General features: G+C 50.6%; 22 protein-coding genes. 20 read left to right on the forward strand and 2 right to left on the reverse strand.

The genetic code is table 11. The annotated features are described in order from the left end of the window. Window positions 1-2: 2 nt before the first annotated feature. Complete coding sequence (locus AB1I67_RS04400) at window positions 3-1286, forward strand: TRAP transporter large permease (protein WP_367028599.1); 1284 nt, start codon at window positions 3-5, stop codon at window positions 1284-1286. A gap of 85 nt (window positions 1287-1371) precedes the next feature. Here AB1I67_RS04400 and AB1I67_RS04405 read toward each other — a convergent pair whose 3' ends face one another. After that, window positions 1372-2058, reverse strand: a complete 687-nt coding sequence (locus AB1I67_RS04405) for a GntR family transcriptional regulator (protein WP_367028600.1) — start codon at window positions 2056-2058, stop codon at window positions 1372-1374. 378 nt (window positions 2059-2436) lie between these two features. Between AB1I67_RS04405 and AB1I67_RS04410 the strand changes: the two genes are divergently transcribed. From AB1I67_RS04410 to AB1I67_RS04495, 18 genes are all read left to right on the forward strand, one after another. After that, window positions 2437-3678: an extracellular solute-binding protein gene (locus tag AB1I67_RS04410; protein WP_367028601.1), complete on the forward strand. Its 1242-nt coding sequence runs from the start codon at window positions 2437-2439 to the stop codon at window positions 3676-3678. Between the two features lie 77 nt (window positions 3679-3755). Further along, window positions 3756-5549: an iron ABC transporter permease gene (locus AB1I67_RS04415; RefSeq protein WP_367028602.1), complete on the forward strand. Its 1794-nt coding sequence runs from the start codon at window positions 3756-3758 to the stop codon at window positions 5547-5549. A 4-nt stretch (window positions 5550-5553) separates the two neighbouring features. Continuing rightward, entirely contained in the window at window positions 5554-6663 is a 1110-nt protein-coding gene (locus AB1I67_RS04420; RefSeq protein WP_367028603.1) for an ABC transporter ATP-binding protein, read from the forward strand. Between the two features lie 103 nt (window positions 6664-6766). Then, window positions 6767-7075 (forward strand): PTS fructose transporter subunit IIB, encoded by a 309-nt coding sequence (locus tag AB1I67_RS04425; protein WP_367028604.1) that lies wholly within the window; start codon window positions 6767-6769, stop codon window positions 7073-7075. A 28-nt stretch (window positions 7076-7103) separates the two neighbouring features. Beyond that, entirely contained in the window at window positions 7104-8222 is a 1119-nt protein-coding gene (locus AB1I67_RS04430; protein ID WP_367028605.1) for a PTS fructose transporter subunit IIC, read from the forward strand. Between the two features lie 71 nt (window positions 8223-8293). Beyond that, window positions 8294-9178, forward strand: coding sequence for a class II fructose-bisphosphate aldolase (locus tag AB1I67_RS04435; RefSeq protein ID WP_367028606.1), 885 nt, complete (start codon window positions 8294-8296; stop codon window positions 9176-9178). A gap of 40 nt (window positions 9179-9218) precedes the next feature. Continuing rightward, complete coding sequence (locus tag AB1I67_RS04440) at window positions 9219-11183, forward strand: PTS sugar transporter subunit IIA (RefSeq protein ID WP_367028607.1); 1965 nt, start codon at window positions 9219-9221, stop codon at window positions 11181-11183. A 15-nt stretch (window positions 11184-11198) separates the two neighbouring features. After that, window positions 11199-11648, forward strand: coding sequence for a PTS sugar transporter subunit IIA (locus tag AB1I67_RS04445; protein ID WP_367028608.1), 450 nt, complete (start codon window positions 11199-11201; stop codon window positions 11646-11648). A 17-nt stretch (window positions 11649-11665) separates the two neighbouring features. Then, window positions 11666-12913: an iron-containing alcohol dehydrogenase gene (locus AB1I67_RS04450; RefSeq protein ID WP_367028609.1), complete on the forward strand. Its 1248-nt coding sequence runs from the start codon at window positions 11666-11668 to the stop codon at window positions 12911-12913. Window positions 12914-12946: 33 nt separating this feature from the next. Continuing rightward, on the forward strand, window positions 12947-13966 hold the full coding sequence (gene iolC / locus AB1I67_RS04455; RefSeq protein WP_367028610.1) for a 5-dehydro-2-deoxygluconokinase: 1020 nt from the start codon (window positions 12947-12949) through the stop codon (window positions 13964-13966). Window positions 13967-13971: 5 nt separating this feature from the next. Beyond that, complete coding sequence (locus tag AB1I67_RS04460) at window positions 13972-14970, forward strand: aldo/keto reductase (protein WP_367028611.1); 999 nt, start codon at window positions 13972-13974, stop codon at window positions 14968-14970. A gap of 48 nt (window positions 14971-15018) precedes the next feature. After that, window positions 15019-15693, forward strand: a complete 675-nt coding sequence (locus tag AB1I67_RS04465) for an RpiB/LacA/LacB family sugar-phosphate isomerase (protein ID WP_367028612.1) — start codon at window positions 15019-15021, stop codon at window positions 15691-15693. Window positions 15694-15699: 6 nt separating this feature from the next. Continuing rightward, window positions 15700-16785, forward strand: a complete 1086-nt coding sequence (locus AB1I67_RS04470) for an iron-containing alcohol dehydrogenase family protein (RefSeq protein WP_367028613.1) — start codon at window positions 15700-15702, stop codon at window positions 16783-16785. 1 nt (window position 16786) lies between these two features. Next, entirely contained in the window at window positions 16787-17560 is a 774-nt protein-coding gene (locus tag AB1I67_RS04475; RefSeq protein ID WP_367028614.1) for an SDR family oxidoreductase, read from the forward strand. A gap of 181 nt (window positions 17561-17741) precedes the next feature. Then, the gene (locus AB1I67_RS04480; protein ID WP_367028615.1) at window positions 17742-19139 is read left to right on the forward strand and encodes a histidine kinase; all 1398 of its coding nucleotides are present in this window, start codon (window positions 17742-17744) and stop codon (window positions 19137-19139) included. 21 nt (window positions 19140-19160) lie between these two features. After that, window positions 19161-20390, forward strand: a complete 1230-nt coding sequence (locus AB1I67_RS04485) for a response regulator (protein WP_367028616.1) — start codon at window positions 19161-19163, stop codon at window positions 20388-20390. Window positions 20391-20414: 24 nt separating this feature from the next. Beyond that, on the forward strand, window positions 20415-21431 hold the full coding sequence (locus tag AB1I67_RS04490; RefSeq protein ID WP_367028617.1) for a TRAP transporter substrate-binding protein: 1017 nt from the start codon (window positions 20415-20417) through the stop codon (window positions 21429-21431). A 9-nt stretch (window positions 21432-21440) separates the two neighbouring features. Beyond that, the gene (locus tag AB1I67_RS04495) at window positions 21441-22526 is read left to right on the forward strand and encodes a mannose-6-phosphate isomerase (protein WP_367028618.1); all 1086 of its coding nucleotides are present in this window, start codon (window positions 21441-21443) and stop codon (window positions 22524-22526) included. A gap of 4 nt (window positions 22527-22530) precedes the next feature. Here the strand turns inward: AB1I67_RS04495 and AB1I67_RS04500 are convergent, their stop codons facing one another. Next, entirely contained in the window at window positions 22531-23541 is a 1011-nt protein-coding gene (locus AB1I67_RS04500) for a LacI family DNA-binding transcriptional regulator (RefSeq protein ID WP_367028619.1), read from the reverse strand. 284 nt (window positions 23542-23825) lie between these two features. Between AB1I67_RS04500 and AB1I67_RS04505 the strand changes: the two genes are divergently transcribed. Further along, a complete protein-coding gene (locus AB1I67_RS04505; protein ID WP_367028620.1) occupies window positions 23826-24893 on the forward strand; it encodes a C4-dicarboxylate TRAP transporter substrate-binding protein in 1068 nt (355 codons plus the stop codon). Window position 24894: the final 1 nt, after the last annotated feature.

Below are 24894 nucleotides of genomic sequence, written 5' to 3' on the forward strand. Positions count from 1 at the left end.
TTATGATTATGGTATATCTGTTGTTTGCGCTGGTTGTATTTGCTCTGATCGGTGTGCCCCTGGCTTTTGCGATCGGGGCGTCCTGCATCACCTACATGAGTGTGCAGACACCGCAGTTTCTGGCTATGATACCCCAGCGTATCTGGTCTGGTTCCTTCAGCTATGTGCTGGTCGCCATGCCGCTGTTTATCTTTATGGGTGAGCTGATGAATGAGAGTGGGATCACAAAAAGGCTGTTGGATTTCTGTATGTATCTGGTGCGTCCGATCAAGGGAGGCTTAGGAGAGGTGAATGTGGTTGCCAGCATGATCTTCGGCGGGATCTCAGGTTCTTCTGTTGCGGATACCTCCGCTCTTGGTTCCGTTCTGATCCCTGAGATGGAAAAGCGGGGCTATCCGCCGGAATTTGCGGCGGGCATAACAGTTGCTTCCTCCACTATGGGAATGGTGGTTCCGCCCAGCATCCCGATGATCATGTATTCCATGATCTCAGGCGCTTCAGTCGGCGCGCTGTTTATGGCGGGACTGATCCCTGGCCTGTCCGTGGGCGTGCTCCAGCTCATTGTGTGTTATGTGATCTCCAGAAAAAATGGATATCATCCGGTTCAGCCTCCGTTTGTATTTAAGGAGTTTGCCCGAACCATGGTGTACAGCCTCCCGGCTATTTTGATGCCGCTTGTGATCGTTCTGTCTGTATCCCTGGGCATCTGCACAGCCAGCGAGTCGGCGGGGATCGCGGTGTTCTACTCCCTGATCCTGGGGCTGTTCATCTACAAGAAGCTGACGGTAAAAAAGATCATCCGGGCACTGCGCAGGACGTTGATCTCGTCTGCATCGATTACCATCATCATCGGGTTTTCTACAATCTTTACCTGGCTGATGACTATGATGCAGATCCCGCAGATCGTATCCTCGTTCTTCCTGGGTCTGGATATGCCCAAGTGGGTATTGCTGCTGCTCATCGACCTGCTGATTCTGTTTTTGGGAACCTTTATCGATGTGTCTCCTGCCATCCTCATGCTTGCGCCGATCCTGCTCCCGGTCATGAGAGGCATCGGGGTCAGCGACTGGCAGTTCGGCGCGATCTTCATCGTGGGCCTGGCGATCGGCCTTGTGACCCCACCGGTCGGCATGTGCCTGAATACCTGCAATAAGATCAATGGAATGTCCGTGACCAGGATCGCCAAAGGTGCGCTTCCGTTTATCGCCTGTAATATTTTGGTGCTGCTGGGGACGACCTTTATTCCGGCGATGGCGGACTGGCTGCCGACGATGTTACATTATTGATCAGTATAGAATAAATTGGTACGGTCCTGTTTTACAGAAATGTGAAATGGGGCTGTTTTTTCTGGGGATTTCTTCAGCATACTGCTTAATCTCCCTCCAGTTCTTCCAATATCGGAAAAACGCTCTTCCTTGCATTCTCAATATGTATCGATACCTTCTCCCTCACCTTTTCCCTATCCTTTTCAAGAATAGCATCCAGGATCTCCTGGTGTTCCATCGCGCCATCCAGGGTCTTTTCTGCCGGTTGGTGCAGATAGATATAGGTGGAGTAGACATGGGAATTTAAGCTGTGGTAGATATCTACCGCTTTCTGGTTGCCGCTGGCCATGATGTACAGTTCATGGAACTGATTGTCCAGCTGGTAGATGGTATCATAGTCCAACGGAGTCCTGGCCTGACGGACCAGACGGATGTGCTCCCGGATGATCCCCTGCATCTGCTCCTGCAGAGTAGTGTCCCCACAAATAGTATCAATGACCGGAGTGATAAAAAAGGTGTCCAGCATCAGACGGATATCAAACAATTCCCCGATCTCCTGGATGGAGATCTTCCGCACCCGCATCCCTTTTCTGGGGACAGAAAGGACAAGACCTTCTGAAACAAGACGGTTCAGCGCCTGTTTGATCGGGGTCTCGCTCACCTGGTACCGGCTGCTCAACTCTCTTAAGTTGATCTTTTCATCGGGTTTTAGGTAGTCGGAAGCAATATCGGACTTAATGTAACTGTACACGGTTTCAACCAGTGTTGGCGGTGGTGCTATAGATGGGAACATGAAAGGCCTCCGGTGCAGAATCAGATTGACGGGGTTCATTTATCACTATCATAATGAAAAAAAATTTATCTGTCAAGAAGCACTAAATAAGGCGGTATCACGATATATGCCTGTTATAAACCGGGTAAAAATTGTGCAATATATACAATAAATAAAAAATTACCGGAATGAAAATATATAAAATGAATAAATAAAATAGGACGATATATTGACCTTCTGCGCAAAAAGGATTATACTTAGGTCATACCAATACTTTGTATACAAAATTTAAAATCCTTAAGTTCCTTAAAATCTGTATGAAGCGGAAATCAAAGGTTATTTATGGGAGTGGAAGGATTGGGAGTGATACAAAGTAAAAAATATGAGGGAGGTATTTCTATGAGGAAACAAATGGCACTGGTACTGGCGGCGGCAATGATGGCATCTTTGATGACCGGATGCGGGGGAAAGACGGATGCTCCGGCGTCCGGAGGCGGTTTGGCGCAGGCGGCGGCAGGCAGCGAGGCCCCGGCGGACAATAAGGCAGCAGGCGGTGAGACAGCGGCGGGAAGCGAAGCAGCCCCGGCTGCGGATACCCAGGAGGAGCTGACGGAGGATGAACTGCTGGCAAAAGCCAAAGAGGAGAACAAGCTGGTGATCTACTCCTGTACTTCTGTGGTGGAGAAGAGCGCGGCCCTGTTCAAGGAGAAATACGGTCTTGATCTGGAGATCGAGTTTACCCAGATCGGCGACAGCGAGATGATCGAGAAGGTGTCCAGTGAGGCGAAGGCGGGCGTCAGCGGCGGAGCGGACGTGGTGTTCTGCCAGGATGGGGCAAGGGTCATTTCCGAGCTGATCACTCCTGGTTATACGAGGAACTATTTAAGCTCCAGGATCACCGATGTGGTGCCGGAGGAGGATCAGAACCCGCTGGTATTCCAGTTCTGCAACAAGGTATTTATTTTTAATAATGAGAATGTGGATGATTCTGAGTATACCAACATCTGGCAGTTTACTGATCCCCAGTACAAGGGCCTGTTCCAGATGAAGGATGCCAACTCCGAAGGAGTGAACATGAACTTCTTTACCATGATCACCAGGGATGATATCGCCGGACAGATGGCGGATGCTTATAAGGAATATTATGGAAAAGAGATCGAGCTGACCACACCCAACGCAGGTTATGAGTGGATCAAAGGCATATACGAGAATGGCATGGTGCTGGGGACTTCCGATACCAAGGTATCAGAGGCGATCGGCGCAAAGGGCCAGGCGGCAAGCTCCGCAGGACTGTTTACGCTGAACAAGTATTCCAAGAAGGATGAAAAGGGCCTGGCGCTGGGAATCGCAGAACAGATGCAGCCGTTCCAGGGATTCTATTATCCTATCTATTCCCAGATGACGGCCTATGCGGAGCATCCTCATGTGGCAGAGCTCTTTATTGAGTTTTTATATACGGAAGAGGGCTGGTCTCCCTATGCATCCAGAATGGGCGATTACAGCGCCAACAGAAAGCTTCCGGCAGGCCCTGGGGACAAGACTCTGGACGAGTGGGCAAAGGTATTGATCAAAGAAGATGCGCAGTGGGTGTATGAAAACAGAATGGACATTGAAGATTTTATCCAGACCATAGCTCAATAACAGGCAGACAAGGGGGTCTCCGGGGAACTGGACGCCCCCTTTTGCATGGCATCTGAGAAAGTAAAGGAGGGATTTGATTGAACCGTATAAACCGGATAAAAGCGTTTTTTAAAAAGCCGCACAACATCATCCTGGTGTTTTTCCTGGTCATCCTGTCATACCTTGTGCTGATCCCATTAGCCAGCATTGTAGGAGACACGTTTCTGGTCCACAACTCGGAGCTGATGCGGATCAAGGGTTCCCAGGCAGGCGATTTTACGCTGTATCACTGGCAGAAGGTGTTGTTTGATGCGGGCAGTATCAATATCTTCTACAAACCGCTGCTCAATTCCCTGGTCTGTTCTCTGGGCCCCTGCCTGGTGTCGATCCTGGTGGGCGGCGGATTTGCATGGCTGGTGACCAGGACAGATCTAAAGTGGAAAAACCAGATGGCCGCCCTGTTTATGTTTCCGTATATTATGCCGTCCTGGACCCTGGCCCTTGCATGGATGAACTTTTTTAAGAACAGCGCCGTCGGGGGCGCGCGGGGGATCTTTACGGCGCTGACTGGGATCGAAGTGGCAAACTGGTTTGCTTACGGGCCGTTCCCGATCATTGTGGTGACGGGCCTGCATTATGCCCCGTTTGCCTATATCCTGATCGGCGGCATCCTGCGGAATATGGATGCGAACCTGGAGGAAGCCGCGGTGATCCTGAAAACGTCGAGGAAACGGATGATGTGGAAGATCACGGTGCCCATGGTGATGCCGGCGGTGCTCTCCACCTTTATCCTCACATTTTCTTCCGCTATGAGTTCCTTTGCGGTGCCGTCCTTTTTGGGACTTCCGGTGCGGTATTATGTGCTGACCACCCAGCTGTACCGGACCTTAAACGGAATGAATCCGGGTTACGGCTATATCATTGCCCTGATCATGATCCTGATCAGCGTAGGGATCATGCTGGTCAATCAAAAAGCGATCGGCAAACGCAAATCCTACACCACAGTTACGGGCAAGAGCGCCAATGTCTCCCTGTTCCGCTTGAAACAGTGGAGGACCCCCATCAGTTCCGTCTGTATGGCGGCGGTGTTGTGCCTGTCGGTGATCCCTATGTTAAGCTTTGTGCTGCAGTCCCTGATCCGGGTGCAGGGGGATTATTCCCTGGCGAATCTGACCCTGGATTTCTGGATCGGCGCGCCGGGCAATGCCAATGACATTGCGGATAAGGCGGGGATCCTGGTGAACCCCAGTGTATGGCTGGGACTGTTAAACAGCTTAAAGCTCGGCCTGGTGGCCTCTCTCGGCGCCGGTACGGCAGGATTTTTAGCGGGGTACGCCATCGTTCGCAGACGCGGCAGCAGGCTGTCCTCCTTTGTGGAGAACTTAACCTTTATCCCTTACCTGATCCCGTCCATGGCTTTTTCCGCGATCTACCTGTCCATGTTTGCGGTTCAGAGGGGACCGATCCCTGCCCTGTATGGGACCTTTGGCCTGCTGGCGATCATCGGCTGCGTGAAATATATGCCCATGGCATCCCGCTCCGGCGTCAACTCCATGCTGCAGATCAGCAAGGAGATCGAGGAGGCGGCGATGATCATGGGAGTGGGGTGGTTCAAGCGGATCGGAAAGATCATTGTGCCGATCCAGAAGAGCACGGTGATCTCCGGGTATCTGCTGCCCTTCATCTCATGCATGAGGGAGCTGTCACTGTTTGTACTTTTAGTGACTCCGGCCAACAAGGTGCTGACTACGATCCTTTTCCAGTACAACGAGAAGGGCTGGGATCAGTATGCCAATGCGATCAACCTGGTGATCGTGGCTATTGTGCTGCTTGTAAATTACACTGTAAATAAGCTGACGGGAGCGTCTATCGATAAAGGAATTGGAGGGTGATCGTATGCCGGAAATCGTATTAAAAAATATAACAAAGCGTTTTGGTAAATCATGTGCCGTGGACCATCTGGACTTAACGATCCGGGACGGGGATTTCATCTCCCTGCTGGGGCCGTCCGGGTGCGGCAAGACAACAACCCTGCGCATGATCGCGGGACTGGAGACGCCCACAGAGGGGGATATCTATATTGACGGGGAGCTGGTCTACTCGTCTGAAAAAGGGATCGACATCTCGCCGGATAAGCGGAATGTGGGGTTCCTGTTCCAAAACTATGCGCTGTGGCCCCACATGACCGTGTACAAAAATATTGCCTTCGGCCTGGAAAATATGAAATGGGACAAGCAGAAGATTAAGGACAGGGTGGAGGAGCTTTTGGATACCCTAAAGATCCGGGAGTATGTGGACCGCTATCCCTCAGAGCTGTCCGGCGGACAGCAGCAGCGGGTGGCGATCGCCAGAACCCTTGCGACGAACCCGAAGATCCTTTTGATGGACGAACCGTTGTCCAACCTGGATGCAAAGCTGAGAATGGAGATGCGCACGGAGTTAAAACGCCTGCATCAGGAGACTGGCGCTACCTTTGTGTATGTGACCCATGACCAGCTGGAGGCCATGACCCTGTCCACCAGGATCTGCCTGATGAAGAACGGGCTTTTGCAGCAGTACAGTTCTCCTCTTGAGATATACGGAAGACCGGCCAATACCTTTGTGGCGGATTTTGTCGGGAACCCCAGTATTAACCTGATCCCCATGAATGGGGTCCGGGCAGGCGGCGGGGTGGCGCTGGAGAATGAGGATATCCGTTTGCGGTTCACTCCGGAGGGGGAGATCAGCCTTCCGGCCCATGGGAAGACGGTTCTGGGGATCCGCCCGGAATTTTTAAAGCAGATGGAGAGCCAGGGCCTGGAGACCTACGTGGAGTCCTCCCTGCCGTCTGGAATGGAGACGATCCTGGTCACCCGGATCGGGAAACAGAAGCTGACCTCCGTTATCTTCGGAAGTGTGGACTTCCCGGTGAATACAAGGCTTACGATGGGTTTTGAGGGGGCGAACTATATCCTGTTTGACGGGGAGACCGGGGAAAAGCTGGGTCTGGGAAGCCTGACGATCTGATTGCGTTACATAAAATTTACCGGAATAATTTGCCGTATTAAATTTTCCATGAACAGGGATTGGGTGTTATCTTAAAGTTAGATTACAGAGAGGAGGCTACACTATGAAGATTTTAGCCATCACTGCATGTACGGCGGGTATTGCCCATACCTACATTGCAAAGGAGAAACTGGAAAACGCAGCAAAGGAGCTGGGGGATTCCATCAAGGTGGAGACACAGGGTTCCATCGGTGTGGAAAACGAGCTTACGCCTGAGGAGATCAAGGCGGCGGACGTGATCCTGATCTCTGCTGATATCCGGGTGAACAAGGACCGTTTTAAGGGAAAACCGGTCGTGGACATTCCGATCAGCACCGTTATGAAATCACCGAAGGGAGTACTGAACAAGATACATGAAAAGCTTGGGAAGTAGGACGTGAATACAAAAGGGGGAAATTAAAATGGCAAAACAAAAGAACACAACAGTGAGCAATGTTAAAAAACATGTTATGACCGGCATTTCTTACATGATACCGATCATTGTGGCAGGCGGTATCCTGGGCGCGCTGGCAAAGGCCTTCGGCGGTTACGATATCGGCAATGCGGTGCAGGCAGGCGCCACTCCATTTTCCAACTTAAACCCGTTCAGCTGGCTGGGTTTCTGGTGGGGCGTTAACAAGTTAAGTTCCTATGCGATGGATTTCGGCGTGGCTGTTATGACAGCAGGCGTGGCCTACTCCATGGCGGGGCGGCCCGGTATCGTGCCTGGCCTTGTGATCGGTTACTGCTCGGCTCAATCCAAGGCGGGATTCCTGGGCGGACTGCTGATGGCCTTTATCATCGGCGCGTTTGTAAACTGGATGAAGAAATGGAAGCTTCCCAAATGGTGTGAGGGCCTGATGCCGGTTATGTTCATCCCGGTCATTTCCACTCTGGTCTGCGGTATGATATTCCTTTGCGTGTTCTCCATACCGCTTGCCTATATCATGGATGTGTTCCAGCAGTGGATCATCTCCTTAAACGGCGGAGCCAAATCCGTCATCGGCGCGGTGATCGGCGCCTGCATGGGCTTTGATATGGGCGGCCCGGTCAACAAGACCGCATCCATGGCAGCCAACGCCCTGGGCGCAGACGGGATCAACGGCCCCATGTGCGCAAAGATCATCGGCGGTATGACGCCTCCGATCGGTGTGTTTATCGCTACCCTGATCAAGAAACAGAAGTTTACCAAGGTTGAGCGGGAGACGGCTAAAACCGCATTCCCCATGGGCCTTTGCTTTATCACGGAGGGCGTTCTGCCGTTCGCAGCGGCAGACCCGGCAAGATTCATCCCCTGCAGTATGCTTGGTTCCGCAGTGGCAGGCGCGATCGCGGTGGGTATGGGATGTGAATCGGTGGCAGGACATGGAGGTATTTTCGTGGTGCCGATGATGACCAACCCGCTGTGGTTTTTGGTCGCGCTGGTGATCGGTTCCGCAGTGACGGGCGTTGCCTATGCGCTTTTGAAACGTCCGTCAGATGATGAGAATGCGGCGGAGGAAGAGGATATTGACATCGACCTGGATATCAATATTGTCTGACTTAAACTGGGCGGGCACGGATCTGTCGTGCCCGGCTTACATAAGGTTAGATCAGAAAGGATAAAAATACAATGTTAGTTTCCATGAAAGCAATTCTTGATGATGCCAATAAAAATAATTATGGCGTCATGGCTATGAACAGTATTAATATTGAGATGGCAAGAGCCGGGATCCTGGCGGCGGAGGAAGAGCACTCCCCGATCATCGTTCAGTTCGGGCCGGGCCAGATGAAGAACCATGCCCATATGGAGGAGATGCTCCCGGTTGTAAAAGAGCTGGCGGCCCGGGTCCATGTGCCGGTGGCGCTGAACTTAGATCACGGCAGTGATTTCCATGTGATCGCAGACTGTATCAACGCCGGATTTACCAATGTGATGTTTGACGGTTCTTCTCTCCCCTACGAGGAGAACGTGAAGCGCACTGCGATCATCTGTTCCCTGGCCCACGGCATGGGCTGCTCCGTGGAGGGCGAGCTTGGCCATGTGGGACAGGCGGCGGATGCGGATGATGATAACCTGGATCTGTACACCAACCCGGAGCAGGCTATGGATTTTGTGATGCGGACGGGGGTGGACGCCCTGGCGGTGGCGATCGGTACGGCTCACGGAGCGTATCCGAAGGGTAAGATCCCGAGGCTTGATTTTGACAGGCTCAGCCAGCTTAAGGATACCCTGGACATGCCGCTGGTGCTGCACGGTGGCTCCGGTTCTGGTGAGGATAACTTGAGAAAGGCAGTAGCAGGCGGCATCAACAAGATCAATGTCTGTACCGATGCATTTGAAGCGGGCAAGCAGGCCATGCTGGACGCTCTTGAAAAAGAGCCGGGGATGGATTACATGCACCTGTGCATGGCAGCGGAGGCCGGCATCAAACAGTTTGTGAAGGATTACATGAAGGTGATCGGCTCCTCAGGGCGGTATATCTACGGGGAGGCAGTCAGCGAGAGCCGGGAATAGAGAAAACTCATAAAAATTGTTGGAAGAATGAGGTGTACGGTTGAAGCAGGATAAGGATGCATTGTATAATAGTAGAATAATCAACTGTCTTCTGGAGGGCGGAACCTATACGACCTTTGCGGTTGCGGACAATGTAGGCTTATCGGAGAAAACAGTGCGGACCCGGATCAACCAGATCAATGACTGGATGATCCGGGAGAATCTCGGACGCATCTGTAAGAAGCAGGGAGCGGGTGTATGGCTGGAGGCGGATGAGGAGCAGAAAAAGCGACTCCGTGCAAATCTGACTGCGGACAACAGGCTGCTCCCTGCGGCTCAACTGGACAACCGCAATAAACAGCTCATCGGGAAACTGCTGAAATTAAAGGCAGGCGAGATCACCACGCTCCAGCAGTTGTCGGACAGCCTTTATCTAAGCCCGCCGACCGTAGGGAGACTGGTAAAGGACGTTTCCTACTGGTTTGAGGAGCGGAATTTAAAAGTGGAGTCCCTGCGGAGCAAGGGGATCCGCCTGACCGGCGATGAGTATGGATTCCGGATTGCCATCCGGGATTATATGATGGAGATGATGCCGGAGGTGATGGAGGCCCTGATGGGCACCTTTGCGCCGGGCGTGGATACCGCCAGGATCCGCAGGATCATCGTGGAGGCGGAAAATGCCTGGAGGATCGAGCTGGCGGATGATTCCTTTAAGATGGCATGGATCATGACCTGTCTGTCCCTGGCAAGAAGGCAGACAGCCGGTCAGACCTTTTATCGGACCAACCGGGATGACATTCAGAATTATAATGAATATTCATTTGCAGAGTCCATTTACCAGAGGATCGAGCGGGTATACCAGATCCAGATCTCCGAGGAGGATGTGATGCTCCTGGCGGTGCTTTTGCTGACCGCGAAAAAGATCAAGAATTTTGCCAATCTCCAGGGCGAGGATTTTACGAAAAAATATGACAAGGATCTGGCGGCCTTTGTCAGGCTGGTCATAGAGACGATCGATGCGGTGCTGGATATCGATCTGTCGGAGGATACGGTGCTGTATGAGAGCCTTTTGCTGCACATGAGGTCGGCGATCTTCCGCATGAAGTATTCGACGGCCACCGGGGAGAGTATCAGTAAATATGTTAAGAAAGAATATAAGCAGACATTTCTTGCCACCTGGTCCACCAGCAGCCTGTTTGAGGAGTATTACGACGTGCAGGTGACGGAGGACGAACTGGCGGGGATCGCCCTTTACATCCAGGCGGCTATCATACGCCAGAAAAAGGGGCGGCCGCTGACGGCGCTGTTTATCAGTGAGAAGGGGCTGGCGTCCAGCCAGCTTGCCATCGAAATGCTGAAGTACAATATTCCTGAGATCATGGAGATCCAGGCGGTCAGCAACCACGATTTCAAGCTGGATCCGTACCGGGACGTGGATGTAATCGTAAATACTTCGGATTCCAGGATAGAGGATTCCAGAGTGGTCAATGTGGGTTCCCGGTTAAATGAACAGGGGATCGAGCTGGTGCGACAGAAGGTCAGCCAGATATTCAGCTACCGGAAGAAACCGGAATTCCGTTTTAACGGCCTGTGCCACCAGCTTTTTGAGATGGATCTGCTCCTGCTCCGTCCAAAGGTGGAGGAGAAGGATCAGTTGATCACGATGATGGTGAAGAAGCTGGAGGAAAAGGGGGATGTGACGCCCCACTACCTGCCCAGCGTGTTTGACCGGGAACGGGCGACAACCACCAGCATCGGAAGGGGGATCGCCATCCCCCATGGAAATATGGCGGAGATCAACGAGTCGAGGATCGTTGTGGCGATTCTGGACAAACCGATCGCCTGGCATGAGGACATGGTTGATGTAGTGTTTTTACTGGCAGTGAAAATGACGTCTAATTTTGAGATCAGGCGAACGAAGCAGTTTTATAAAGATTTCCTTCAGCTTACGGACGACGATGAGAATCTGGAGGCGATGAAGAAGATGGATTCCGCGTTGGATCTATATCAGTATTTTATCAAGTAAAGGGGAGATGTGGATATGGCAGTGAAGGAGATACTGGACAGAAGGGTCATTGATCTGGACATGAATGCGGAAAATAAGGATCAGGTGATCCGGCACCTGGCAGGGCTTTTGAAGGATGCCGGTTATATCGAGGATCTGGATGGATATATCAGGGATGTTTACCTGCGGGAGAGCGAAGGCATTACCGGGATCGGAGGTCATGTGGCGATCCCACACGGCAAGTCCGACCATGTGGACAAGGTGGGGATCGCGGTGGGCCGGACGCAGGATATGATCGAATGGGAGTCCTACGACGGGGAACCGTCCCGGCTGTTCTTTCTGTTTGCGGTGCCGTCCGACAGCGAGGGAGCGAAGGATCATCTGCGGCTGATCGCGGAGCTGGCAGGTAAGCTGGGGAATGATGCGACTATGGAGAAACTGCAGCACGCGGGGACTTATGAGGACCTGCTGGAGGCATTTTCATAAAAAAGGAGGGACTTTGGATGGCGGATGTATTTATGGCTCCGGGGATGATCATCAGCGGAAACCAGGCGCTTCTGCGGGCGGCTGAGACGATCGGTTCACTGGGGAGCAGGGCGCTTGTGGTGACTGACACAACCATGGAGATGCTTGGGAATCTGAAGAAGGTAACGGACATGCTGGTTCAGGCGGGAGTATCCTGCGTGGTGTATTCGGGCATCAACGGGGAGCCGGACGACAAGATGATCGTGGAGGGCGTGCGGCTCTACCGGGAGAATGGCTGTGACTTTCTGGTGGGACTGGGCGGCGGAAGCCCCATCGACTCCATGAAAGCGATCGCCATGGTTGCCGGCTGCGGCGGAAGACCGGCTGACTATATGGGACGGACCGTCTCGACAGAGCTGGCTCCGATGGTGGCAGTACCCACCACGGCAGGCACCGGATCTGAGGCGACCCAGTTCACGATCATCACCGATACGGAAAGCCAGGTGAAAATGCTCCTCAAAGGTCCGGCCCTGATGCCGGACGTGGCGGTGATCGACCCGCAGTTCACCATGACGGCGCCGCCGAAGATCACCGCGGCTACGGGCGTGGACGCCCTGACCCATGCGATCGAGGCTTACACCTCCAAAAAGGCGCAGCCTCTTTCCGACACCTTTGCCCTTTCTGCGTGCCGCAGGATATTCGGGCATCTGCGCACTGCGTGGGGACAGGGTGACAATGAGGAGAGCCGGATTCAGATGTCCCTTGCGGCGCTGGAGGCAGGAATGGCATTTAATAACGCCTCTGTGACGATCGTTCATGGGATGAGCCGCCCGATCGGCGCGCTGTTCCATGTGCCCCACGGGATCTCTAACGCCATGCTGCTGAATGTTTGCTTAAAATATGTGCTGGACGGTGCGGAAGCTGGTGAGATGGGCGCGGCGGATAGCGGAGCGCTGGCTGGCGCGGCGGATGGCGCGGAGGCCGGTGCATTGACTGAAGTGGCGGAAAGCGCGATACAGCGGTTTGCGGATATCGCAGTAACCTGCGGTTTTGCTAAAGAGCAGGATCCTGCATATGACGCAGCAACGAAGCTTCTTCACGAGGTCGAACAGCTCTTACAGGATATCGGTATCCCGACTCTTGCAGAATATGGGATTGATAAAGGGGAGTTCATGAAAGCGGTACCGAAGATGGCGTCTGATGCCTTTGCTTCCGGAAGCCCCTCCAATACCAGGAGAGAGGTCAGTGTCGAGATCATGGAGGAGCTTTACAGAAGGCTCTGGTAGCGGCGGAAAATCAGGACGAGGGAGGATTTGACGATGAGATATGTGGAGTTTGGCGAGGATAAAAAGTATGATCTGATCCTGCTGGGGCGGGTTGCCATAGACTTTAATCCTGTGGATTATTATAAGACCCTGGCGGAGAGCGGGACCTTTAAAAAATATGTGGGCGGCTCCCCTGCCAATATCGCAGTGGGCCTTTCACGTCTGGGAAAAAAGTGCGGATTTTTTGCGAGGGTATCAGACGACAGGTTTGGAGAATTTGTCACGGATTTTTTTGAGGAGGAGGGCATCGATACCTCCCATATCCGAACATGTGAGAACGGGGAAAGCCTGGGCCTGACCTTCACGGAGATCCTCAGCCATGATGAGAGCAGCATCCTGATGTACCGGAACGGGATCGCGGATCTGGCCCTGTGCCCGGAGGATATTGACGAGGATTATCTGGCTCAGGCAAAGGCAGTCCTGATCTCCGGCACGGCCCTGGCAGCCAGTCCGTCCAGGGAGGCGGCGTTAAAGGCCGTGGCCCTGGCAAAAAAGAACGGGGTCCGGGTCATTTTCGACATCGATTACCGGGCGTACAACTGGAAGAGTGAGGATGAGATCGCCGTGTATTATGCGGCGGTGGCGCGGGACAGCGATATCATCCTTGGCTCCAGGGAGGAGTACGATCTGACGGAAAGGTTCCTGGGCCTTGACGGGACCGATGAGGCATCTGCCCGGTATTGGTGCAGAGGACAGGCATCCATCGTAGTCATCAAACATGGAAAGGAGGGCTCCACTGCCTACACAAAGGACGGCAGATCCTATTCCATCCGGCCGTTCCCGGTAAATGCGTTAAAAGGCTTTGGAGGCGGGGACGGTTATGCGTCCAGCTTCCTGTTCGGGATCTTAAACGGATATGAGATGATGGATTGCTTAGAGCTTGGTTCCGCGTCTGCATCCATGCTGGTAGCATCCCACGGATGCAGTCCCGACATGCCGACGGAGAGCGAGCTTAAGGAATTTATCCGGAAGGAAAAGGAACAGTTCGGCGAGATGGTGGCAAGAGTGGAGTGACAGAGATGGAAAAAAGAGAGATAGGTAAATCTGGTATTATGGCAAGCGGCCTGGCGCTGGGGTGCTGGGCGATCGGCGGAGGAGAATGGTGGGGAACTAACGACGATCAGATGTCTGTTGACACGATTCACCGGGCGGTGGAACTGGGGATCGACTGGATCGATACGGCGCGGGTGTACGGATTTGGACATAGCGAGGAGGTTGTGGGCCGGGCCTTAAAGGAGCTGCCCCGGGATCAGGTCATCATTTCCACCAAATGCGGGCTCCAGTGGTATGACGGCGGCGGGGAGCCGCATTTCTGTAAGGAGGGCCATCAGGTGCACCGGGATCTGTCGCCGGGAGCGATCAGGCGGGACCTGGAGCTGAGCTTAAAGGCCATGGGCACGGACTATGTGGACGTGTACTACACCCATTGGCAGTGTAAGACCTACGGGCTGGTACCGGTGGCGGAGACCATGGGAGAGCTTCTTAAGATGAAACAGGAGGGCAAGATCCGGGCGGTCGGCGCCTCCAATGTGGATCTGCGGATCTTAAAGGATTATGTGGCTGCGGGGCAGCTTGATGTGATCCAGGAGAAGTTGAGCATCCTGGACCGGAAGCCGGAGGCGGAGCTTCTGCCGTTCTGTGAAGAGCATGGGATCTCTTTGCAGACCTACTCTCCCATCGAGCAGGGGCTGTTGGCCGGAAAGGCGTCCAACGATTATGTGCCGAAGCCGGGGGAAGTGCGGGATGGAAAGGCATGGTGGCGTTCGGAGAATATCCGGATCGCCAATGAGATGCTTGCAGGGTGGAAGGATCTGACGGAGAAATACCAGTGTACACTGGCAAACCTCTGTATCAAGTGGAATTCCATGCTGTCGCCCAATATCAACGTGCTCTGCGGAGCCAGGAAGCTGCCGCAGATCGAGGATACAGCCAGATCCCTGGATATTCCCCTGACACAGGAGGAATTTTTGAGGATGAAGGCGGATGCGGACGAGGTGATCGCGCGGCAGAAGCTTTAAACGGTTACTTAAAATTTTTTATTACAAAAAAGAAAAGAGGATATCAACATGAAGATAGCAGTATTAAATGAATTCAGCCAGGCGCCGAAAAACCCGATCATTGTTAATGAACTTAAGAAAGTGGTCGAGCCGATGGGACATCAGGTCTATAACGCAGCTATGGAGAAGCCATTGTCCGACCAGGACGTGCCGGAGGCATATACGGAGGAGAACCCGAGGCTGACCTACCTGCACCTGGGCATTCAGGCGGCATTGTTACTGAATTCCGGGGCGGTGGATTTTGTTATCACCGGCTGCGGTACGGGGCAGGGCGCGCTCATGTCACTCAATATGTATCCGGGCGTTGTGTGCGGATATTGTATTGAGCCGACCGACGCCTATCTTTTCTTACAGATCAACAACGGCAATGCGCTGGCGATCCCGTTTGCCAAAGGCTTTGGATGGGGCGCGGAGCTGAATCTGAACAATATTTTCACCAGAGCATTTGGTTCTCCCAAGGGCATGGGTTATCCGGACGGAAGAAAAGAAGCGCAGAACCGCAATGCCAACCTGCTGTTTGAGGTGAAAAAACAGGTTGCCAAGCCGCTCTTAGAGGCTCTTAGATCAATCGACCCGCAGATGGTGCGGGAGTGTATGATCCCGAGATTCCTGGACTGCTTCTACGGGGGATGTAAGGATGATGAACTGAAGGCGTTTGTGGATGAAGTGGTGGCTGGGAGGTAAGCCTGGATGGAATCTATCTATCTGCCCCAATTTACGGTTGGGGAGCATGCTTTTGAGGCGTTTAAACCTGAGATGGGAAAATACGGAGCTTCGGTTGCGGTGATCCATGGGGAAAAGGCATGGGCGGCTGCACGGGATCTGGTGGTTCCCGCCATAGAAAAAGCGGGACTTGAGCTGACGCGGGAGTTTGTCTACGGTCATGACGCCACCTATGAGAATGTGGAAAAAATCATTTCAGACAGAGCGGTACAGGAAGCGGACATGCTGCTCGCTGTCGGCGGCGGAAAATGCATCGATACGGTAAAGCTGGCGGCAGATAAGCTGGGAAAGCCGGTGTTTACGGTACCGTCCATTGCCTCGAACTGTGCTCCGATCACAAAGATCAGTATCATGTACCATGAAGACGGGTCATTTATGGATATTCCCCGGCTGACCAATGTCCCGGTACACTGTTTTATCAACCCCAGCCTCGTGCTTGCCGCGCCGGTGCGCTATCTGTGGGCGGGGATAGGCGATGCCATGGCAAAGCACGTGGAGTCGTCCTGGTCCGCAAAAGCCGGGGAGCGCCTGGATTACGGAAGCGAGCTGGGGATCGCCGCGGGGCGCATGTGCTTTTACCCGATCCTCCAGGACGGCGCGCAGGCTCTCCGGGATGCCGCAGCGGGGAAGGTCAGTGAAGAACTGAAAAATACGATCCTGAATATTGTGATCTCTCCCGGAATCGTGTCCGTGTCGGTGCATCCGGATTATAACGGAGGGATCGCCCATGCACTGTTTTACGGTCTCACCAGCCGCAAGCATATTGAGAAGAACCATCTGCACGGGGAAGCGGTCTCTTATGGCACCCTGGTCAACCTGATGGTGGATGAGGACTGGGAAAAGTTAAGCCGGACCTATGCGCTTCACCGGGAGATCGGGCTTCCGGTGTGCCTGACGGACTTAGAGCTTGAGAAGGAGGATCTTCTGGAGGATGTGCTGGAAGTGACTATGGCGAACCAGGAGATGCTCCATACGCCTTATCCGGTCACGAAGGATATGATCTATGGGGCGATCCAGCGGCTGGAAAATTATGATGGCGAAAGAAAGGCATAGTATGGCTTACGATTATAAGAAAGCATTTAGTGTAGAAGGAAAGCGCTGCATCGTCACCGGGGGAGCCCAGGGGCTTTCCCGCGGCATGGCAGAGGGGCTTTTAGAAAACGGCGCAGAGGTGGTCCTGATGGACCTGCAGGCGGAGAAGCTGGATGCCGTGGTAAAGGAGTACCAGGTCATGGGCTATAAAGCCTATGGAGTCTGCGGGGACCTTTCTAAAAAAGCGGAGATTGACCGGATGTTTGACGAAGCCATGGAGCTTTTGGGCGGGGCCCTGGATGTGATGATCCCTGCCGCGGGAGTGCAGAGGCGTTATGAGCCGTGGGAATTTCCGGAGGAAATGTGGAAGCTGGTGATCGATGTGGATCTAAACCATGTATGGTTCATGTGCCAGAAAGCCATCCAGGTGATGCGGGATAGGGAGACCATTGGTAAGATCATCAATATCGGTTCCATGTGCTCCTACTTTGGAGGGACTACCATACCTGCATACACAGCGGCAAAAGGAGCGGTGGTGCAGTTGACCAAAAGCATTGCCTCCGACTGTGCGGACCACAGCATTTGCTGCAATGCCGTTGCGCCGGGATACATGGATACGGAGATGTGTGCGAACATGACCCAGGAGCGTAAGGACGAATGCACGGCCAGGATTCCAGCCGGGCGCTGGGGAACTCCGGAGGATCTAAAGGGGCCGGTTTTGTTTCTGGCGTCTGCGGCCAGCGATTACTTGAATGGCGCGGTGATTCCGGTTGACGGAGGGTATTTGACGAAATAAGAATAAGGATTTATTTGCCGGGGAAGGGGATGGCTTAAGTGAGCCAGAACTTTTTCCGGTTTTTGGTTTATAAATGAGGGATAATTACTACCAAAAATGGTACATAAAGGTTTCGCAAAAAAAGTATTATGTGGTAAAATATTCATGTAAGCAATAAAAATGCATCTTTGGAAAGGGTCCTATGAAATCCATAAGAAAAGAAGTAACGGAAAATCATCTGATTCTGATGATAGTAGCGATTATCTTTATAGCATCCAATGTATTTGTAGCTACCGAGTCCTCACATCGATACAACAAACTTTTACAGAACTATCAAGAGGTTAACGAGCTGTTAATGCTTAATAATAAGAGACGGACTTCATTTAAGTTATACAGTAAAAGCCATGATGAGAGTTCTCTTAAGCAGTATCATGAGGACAGCGAGTTATTTGACTATCAGTTGCGTGGACTGGTTGAGAAAATGCAGAATGACCGAAAGTGTAAGATGACTTACCGAATTGTCTGCCAGGTGACAGAATACAGAAAAAAATTGGAGGATTCGTATATCTGGCCTGGAGAACATTATTATCCAAGTCTGACTTCGGATCTGGAGGAGGTGGATTTGGAGATTGAACGGAATTTGAATCAATTGATGAGCCAGTATCTGGAATATCTCAATACATCCTTCGCTGGGTACAGTAGCAGATTGCGGATGGTTAATACCGTGATGGTTCTGTTTTTTATTGGGGCATGTATTTTGTGCATGGTTTTAAATCATCGGATGAGCGTCAGTATTCTGAATTCAATCGGTCGGCTGACAGATGCCGCTAAAGAGATTATGAATAACAATCTGGAAGCGGCGGATATTGAGGAAACTCCATATACGGAACTGAATCAAGTGTCCGGAATTTTTGACCAGATGAAGCGGCAGATTCGGGTCATGATCACAGAACTGCAGGAGACCCACCAGATGAAAGAACGGTTGGCAGAGGCCAAAGTTCGGGAGTTGCAGATGCAGATGAATCCACATTTTCTGTTTAATACGCTAAGCTTGGTCGTTCGCAGTATACAGTTAGGGGAAAGAGATACATCTATTCAGTTAGTAAAAGCAATTTCCAGGATTCTTCGCAGCAGCATAGAAATCAAGACTATGTCGATTCCGCTGGATGCGGAAATTGAGCTTTTGCAGTCGTATCTTTATATAGAAAAGCTACACTTAAAGGGACGTGTGACATTTTGCCTGGATGTGCGCAAATCGTTTTTAGATAAGGATGTGATGATTCCACCACTGACGATTCAACCGCTGGTGGAAAATAGTATTCAACATGGATTAAAGGATCGGATAAGTGGTGGGAAAGTCGATATTTTGATAACAGAGAAGTTGGAGTATATTGAGGTAGTGGTTGCAGATAATGGTGTAGGATTTCCGATAATAGATGAGCAGAAGGAGTTTTCGCAGAATGTGGCTATTCCTAAAACTTCAATAGGTTTAAATAATGTGCGGGAACGGCTGAAATTGTTTTATAAAAAAGAAGATGTTTTGCAGATAGAGCGGCTGAATGGTGTTACGAAGATAACGCTGAAACTGTACAAAATGTGATCACTGTAGGAGGGAATGGATATGTTACGTGTTATATTAGCAGATGATGAACAGTATGAGAGGGATTATCTGGAGAAAGTAATTCGGGAGAATTATAAAAATCTATTAGAGATTGTGTATAAAGCTACGGATGGGGTGGATTTGATGGAAAAGCTGGTGGAGTGCAAGCCGCAGATTGTACTGCTTGATATCAAGATGCCCAGAATGGATGGACTGAAGGCTGCGGAGGAGATAGGGAAGAAGTATCCGGATGTTCAGATTGTGATTATTTCTGCGTACAGTGACTTCTCTTTTGCAAAGCAGGCAATTAAACTGGGCGTGACAGACTATCTTCTTAAACCATATCTGGATTCTGAACTTCGAGAAGCACTTGACAAGGTGATTGCCCGAGTTCGGGAACGGGAGGATTCGTTGGCGCTTCTTTCCTATTCCCATAGCATGGCAGATAAAGATAGAGAAGAATTTGATTTTTATCAGGATTTGGAGAAAGATTTGTTATGGAATCTGTTTTATCGCCGTCGAAAGGCGGTGGAACTGGAAAAAGATTTTGCCTTATGGGGTGTTGGACAGGGGTGGTTTAAGGTGGTTTTAATATCCAGTCCGGCGCTGATCAATATGGGGGGATTTTCCCAGGCGGTGCTTAAAAACTATTTTCAGATGTCGGGGGTGACAGTGCTTAACAGTATCTGGATGGATCAGATGGCCATTTGCCTGTATTCTCCGCAGCAGGATGCATTTACAGAGTTGACAGGCTGTATTAATCGGGCAAGGAATTATCTGGCGGGGGATCAGAAGATTCTGGTAGCTTGTGGCACCAGCGGTACTTATGAGGGCGTCGAGCGGTTGGCTGATGCGTATGAAGAATCAATGGCTTTTATCTATCAATATTCGGATTCTGAAAAACAGCAGGAATTTGAGCGCATGACGAAAGGGATGCGGTGGATCAGTGAGTTAGAGGACACAATTATCCATGATTTATCCCAAGAAGATCGGAAAAGAAGTAAGAACAATCTGGAGGAGTTGATTGATCAGATGGAGGATCTGTTGGATTATCAGGATGTACCGGTGAAGCTTAATTTTGGCCGTAGCCTGATGACCATAATTCGGGGAATTAACCGGATGCCTGGGATTAGGATCAAGACATCTGAGGCGGTAACCCGGTTTGAAAAATTGGAACAGCTAAATTTTAACGGTGATAATTTGAAGTACCATGTGGATTTTTTCTCCAAAATGCAGGTTCAAAAGATTTAATCGTGAGGCAACAGGAGGTGTAGATTGAAAAAAAAGATTGTCATAGGATCTGTGTTGGCAGTGCTGGTTAGCGGCTGTCTGGGCGCTTATGTGGTGTTAGACAGTAAGGGTAATGGGGCAGATAGCGAACCGGAGTTGGTTCTGGGATACGGAGAAGTTAATCCGGAGGGACACATCATGACGGAGTCGGCCAGGTTTTTTGCGGATAAGGTCAGCGAGCTGACGGAGGGAAGAGTAATGGTTGATATTTATCCGTCCGGCCAGTTAGGGGATGATGCCCGTTGCTATCAGGCGATGGAGATGGGCGCGCTGGACTTGTACAGGGGCAACAGCATGTCGCTGGTAGAATGCGGTAAACCAATGGTATCGGCTCTGGCTTTGCCATATATTTTCCGGGACCGCGAACATTTTTGGAACGTATGCGACAGTGAGCTGGGACAACAGATATTGGACAACATTCAGGATTGTACCGGTATGATAGGACTGGCATACTTGGATGAAGGAGCCAGAAACTTCTTCACGTCAGACTATCCGGTAAGGCAGTTGGATAATATGAAAGATTTGAAAATCCGTGTGCAGCTTACGTCCATGATGGGGGATATGGTGGAGGCTCTGGGGGCAAAAGCGGTCCCAATCGACTATGTGGAATTGTATACAGCGTTGCAGTCGGAGGCTGTGGATGGGGCGGAAAATCCGCCGGTCAGTTATTATTATAATAAATTTTACAAAGTAGCGCCTTACTATGTGAAAGACGGTCATACATATTCCCCAGGAGTGATTTTGGTAAGCAGGATCACTTGGGAAAACTTAAAGCCTGAATATCAGGAGGCCCTTAAAGAGGCAGCCAGGGCGACACAGGAATTTAACAGTAAGGCCATTGCCGAGGCGGATCAGGAAGCTTATGAGGCTTTAGAGCGGGCAGGTGTTACAATTATAGAACCGGAGGACTTAGATGCTTGGAGAGCAGCAATGGAGCCGGTTTATGAGAAATATGGAGCGGATTATCTGGATTTAATTGATAAAATACAACGGATGAAATAGGAGATGCAAATGAGAAAAGGACTTATAAAATTACCGGAGAACCGGGTGCGTAGAAATTACAGAGGCGGTGCTGGAATTGACCGGATGCATGGTAAGACGGTGTGTCGGGACAATGATATGCCGGAGGAGTGGGTGGGATCCATGGTGGAGGCTTTTAATCCGGGAATGGAACCTATGGCCCATGAAGGGCTTGCTCTGGTTGAGACAGAAGAGGGGATACGGTTTTTGCGGGATCTGGTGGATGAAAACCGGGAATACTATCTGGGAACCGGGATCCATCAGGATGGTAGCTGTCAGTTGAGTTTTCTCCTTAAGATCCTGGATTCAAGTATGCGGCTGCATGTGCAGGCTCACCCATCTACTGAGTTTGCTAGGGAAGTGATGGGGAAAGCATATGGTAAACTGGAGTGCTATTACATTTTAAATGTGAGGGAAGATATCCACCCATATATTCGGTTGGGTTTCCAACACACTCCGGGAAGAGCGGGCTGGAGGGAGATCATAGAAACGCAGGATAAGGAGCGGATGGATGCCTGTTTTGAGAAGATTCCCGTGCAGGTTGGCGAGGTGTGGTATATTCCGGGGGGAATGCCCCATGCAATCGGCGAGGGGATTACGATGCTGGAGATCATGGAACCATCAGATCTGGTGGTTAGGTGTGAATTTGAGCGTGAAGGGATTGTAGTGCCGGAGGCTGGTCGGTTTATGAGCCAGGACCTGGAATTCTGTCTGGATATTTTTGATTATACGGAGTATTCCCGGGAAGAGATTAAAGAAAAGTGCCGGATTCAACCGCAAGTGATGGAGAAGAGCGGTACTTGCAGCCGGATGTGCCTGGTGAATGAAACTCTGACGTCTTGCTTTTTTGTGGAGAAATTCAATATTATCGGACCGACCGAAATACAGCATAATCATAAGTTTACGTTGGGTGTTATATGTGCTGGTGCGTGTGTTGCAGAGCAGGGAGATGAAACAGTTTCCCTAAGAGAAGGAGACAGTTTTGTTATTGCGGCAGGAGTGGGAAAATATCGGATCATCCCTGCATCGGATACGGAACTGGTGATCGTGTATCCGGGCAGGGAGATGGAATCATAATTGCTTAATCTAGATTCAGATTGCGAACAGAGTTACGGATGACCAGGGAAGCCTTTAAGGTGGGCAGCTTAATCATGGTTCCGGTTTCCAGATAGTTGTGAATGAAATCAACCGCAATTGCAGCTAATTGAGGAACCGGAACACTGACTGTGGACAGAGGCGGTGTCACAAAGTTCGCCATAATGCAGTCATCGTATCCGAATACGGAAATGTGATTGGGAATCCGCAGTCCCAGGATATAGCAGGCACGGTAAATACTAAATGCAGTCATGTCATTACAGGCAAAAATGGCCTCTGGGCGATCTGGTTTTTGGAGGAGCTGAATGATGCGGCCCGGAGTGGCACCCATGTCTTCTGGGTTGATATCAAACAGCATATTGTCGGGATTGCAGGTCAGGTTGTGCTCGCTTAGCGCTTTTACCATACCGTCATAGCGTTCTCGATAAGTAGCGTTGTCAAAATTCTGGAAAATCCCACCGATTTGTTTATGCCCCAGTTTGATCATGTAATTGACGGCATCGTAAGCCGCTTTTTTATTGTCCAGAGAGAGGCAGTGCTCCATATCATCCTCAAAAGAACGGTTGAGATAAACATAGGGAATGTTATAGTCTGCAAGCTTCATAATGTGGGTATGTTCGCCGGTAGCAGAAGCGATAAGGACGCCAGCAATATCCATTCCAATCAGATTGTTGATAATCTGCCTTTCTTTTTCCAGGCAGTTTTCTGTGTTGCTCAGATAAATGATATAGCCTTTTTCTGACGCGCAAGCTTCCAGATAGGCTTCCAGCTTCGTATAATAAATATTGGTCAGTGACGGCAAAATCAGCGCAAGTGTCTGACGACGTCCGGTTTTTAAATTGACGGCCAGAGTATTGGGACGGTATCCCAGTTCGTCCACAGCCTGAAGAACCTTTTTTCGGGTTTCTTCTTTTAGATAGCCTTTGCCGGAGAGGGCGCGTGAAACTGTGCACACGGAATAGCCGGATTTTTTTGCTACGTCTTTGATTGTCACCATGTGTTAGTTCACCTCCTCTGAATTGGTCTGCTGACAGGCATACATAAATATTGTAAAGGTTTCTTGAAATATTGTCAAAATGAAAACAAAAAAAATATAAAAAAGTTTTAAAAATATGACATTGTGAAGAATGCATAAAAAAATAGTAAAAAAACTGTTAAAGATTTCTGGTAAAAAGTGCTTGATGAAAAATATGTAAACGTTTATACTTATTAAAGTAAATATATAAACGTTTAGCGAATGTAAAAAATCGCTAATCACCTGAAAAGGGAAAGGGGATAACTATGAAAAAAAGAGTATTAGTAGCAAGCGTTTTGACTGTTGCCATGATAGCGATGACAGCATGCAGCGGAATGCCGGGAATGGGCAACGCACAGCCGGCGGCAACACAGGCGCAGAGTGGAGGCAGCGATAGCGGTGATACAGCCGCAAGTGACGACAAGGTGTACGAATTAAAGATTTCCACTTCTCAGACAGAGCAGGCATTGATCACCAGAAACTATCAGAAGCTGGCAGATGAGTTGAATGAAAAGTCCGGAGGAAGATTAAAAGTTACTGTATTCCCGTCCGGGCAGCTGGGAAGTGACGAAGATGTGCTTGAGCAGGCAATTCAGGGGGCAAATGTAGCTGTTAATACGGATGCTTCCCGTATGGGGCAGTATGTAAAGGATTTCTCTATTTTGATGATGGGTTATTTTGCAGATAATTATGACGAGTGCTATAAAGTGACACAAACTGATACTTTTAAAGGATGGACGGACACCTTGTCACAGGATCACGGGATCAAGATTTTGTCCTTTACATTTTATGACGGTCCTCGCCATTTCATGACGAATAAGCCAATTAACACTCCTGATGACTTAAAAGGATTGAGAATTCGTACGATCGGTCAGGAGGTATGTACCGAGACCATACAGGCTATGGGAGCAACTCCGATCTCTATGTCCTGGGGAGAGGTTTACAATGGAATTCAGTCCAAAGCACTGGAGGGATGTGAGGCACAGAACACTTCTACTTATCCATCCAGATTGTACGAAGTAACCAAGTATCAGTCTAAGACCGCGCATTTCCAGTTGATGCAGGGATTGATTTGTGGTCAGAGCTGGTTTGACAGCCTGCCGGAAGATCTGCAGACACTGTTGGTTGAGACCGCGATTGAAGTCGGTCAGGAGACAGCAGCTGATGTTATGACTGAGGCAGACGAGGCAGAAAAAGCTATGGTTGAGGGAGGAATGACAGTAGTTGAGCCAGATGTGGCTCCGTTTAAGGCAGCTGTTGATCCTGTGTATGATAAGCTTGGCTATGCAGAGTTGAGGGAGCAGCTGTATAAGGAGATTGGAAAAATAAATTAGT

The organism is Clostridium sp. AN503 (genome assembly GCF_040719375.1).
Taxonomy (GTDB): domain Bacteria; phylum Bacillota; class Clostridia; order Lachnospirales; family Lachnospiraceae; genus Brotaphodocola.

Excerpts from the sequence above, each read along its gene's own strand:
- iolC (WP_367028610.1), top strand. The coding sequence starts at position 12,947 with ATGAGATATGTGGAGTTTGGCGAGGATAAAAAGTATGATCTGATCCTG.
- AB1I67_RS04400 (WP_367028599.1), top strand. The coding sequence starts at position 3 with ATGATTATGGTATATCTGTTGTTTGCGCTGGTTGTATTTGCTCTGATC.
- AB1I67_RS04460 (WP_367028611.1), top strand. The coding sequence starts at position 13,972 with ATGGAAAAAAGAGAGATAGGTAAATCTGGTATTATGGCAAGCGGCCTG.
- AB1I67_RS04485 (WP_367028616.1), top strand. The coding sequence starts at position 19,161 with ATGTTACGTGTTATATTAGCAGATGATGAACAGTATGAGAGGGATTAT.
- AB1I67_RS04480 (WP_367028615.1), top strand. The coding sequence starts at position 17,742 with ATGAAATCCATAAGAAAAGAAGTAACGGAAAATCATCTGATTCTGATG.
- AB1I67_RS04465 (WP_367028612.1), top strand. The coding sequence starts at position 15,019 with ATGAAGATAGCAGTATTAAATGAATTCAGCCAGGCGCCGAAAAACCCG.
- AB1I67_RS04405 (WP_367028600.1), bottom strand. The coding sequence starts at position 2,058 with ATGTTCCCATCTATAGCACCACCGCCAACACTGGTTGAAACCGTGTAC.
- AB1I67_RS04410 (WP_367028601.1), top strand. The coding sequence starts at position 2,437 with ATGAGGAAACAAATGGCACTGGTACTGGCGGCGGCAATGATGGCATCT.
- AB1I67_RS04445 (WP_367028608.1), top strand. The coding sequence starts at position 11,199 with ATGGCAGTGAAGGAGATACTGGACAGAAGGGTCATTGATCTGGACATG.
- AB1I67_RS04505 (WP_367028620.1), top strand. The coding sequence starts at position 23,826 with ATGAAAAAAAGAGTATTAGTAGCAAGCGTTTTGACTGTTGCCATGATA.
- AB1I67_RS04495 (WP_367028618.1), top strand. The coding sequence starts at position 21,441 with ATGAGAAAAGGACTTATAAAATTACCGGAGAACCGGGTGCGTAGAAAT.
- AB1I67_RS04435 (WP_367028606.1), top strand. The coding sequence starts at position 8,294 with ATGTTAGTTTCCATGAAAGCAATTCTTGATGATGCCAATAAAAATAAT.
- AB1I67_RS04500 (WP_367028619.1), bottom strand. The coding sequence starts at position 23,541 with ATGGTGACAATCAAAGACGTAGCAAAAAAATCCGGCTATTCCGTGTGC.
- AB1I67_RS04425 (WP_367028604.1), top strand. The coding sequence starts at position 6,767 with ATGAAGATTTTAGCCATCACTGCATGTACGGCGGGTATTGCCCATACC.
- AB1I67_RS04450 (WP_367028609.1), top strand. The coding sequence starts at position 11,666 with ATGGCGGATGTATTTATGGCTCCGGGGATGATCATCAGCGGAAACCAG.
- AB1I67_RS04430 (WP_367028605.1), top strand. The coding sequence starts at position 7,104 with ATGGCAAAACAAAAGAACACAACAGTGAGCAATGTTAAAAAACATGTT.
- AB1I67_RS04470 (WP_367028613.1), top strand. The coding sequence starts at position 15,700 with ATGGAATCTATCTATCTGCCCCAATTTACGGTTGGGGAGCATGCTTTT.
- AB1I67_RS04420 (WP_367028603.1), top strand. The coding sequence starts at position 5,554 with ATGCCGGAAATCGTATTAAAAAATATAACAAAGCGTTTTGGTAAATCA.
- AB1I67_RS04475 (WP_367028614.1), top strand. The coding sequence starts at position 16,787 with ATGGCTTACGATTATAAGAAAGCATTTAGTGTAGAAGGAAAGCGCTGC.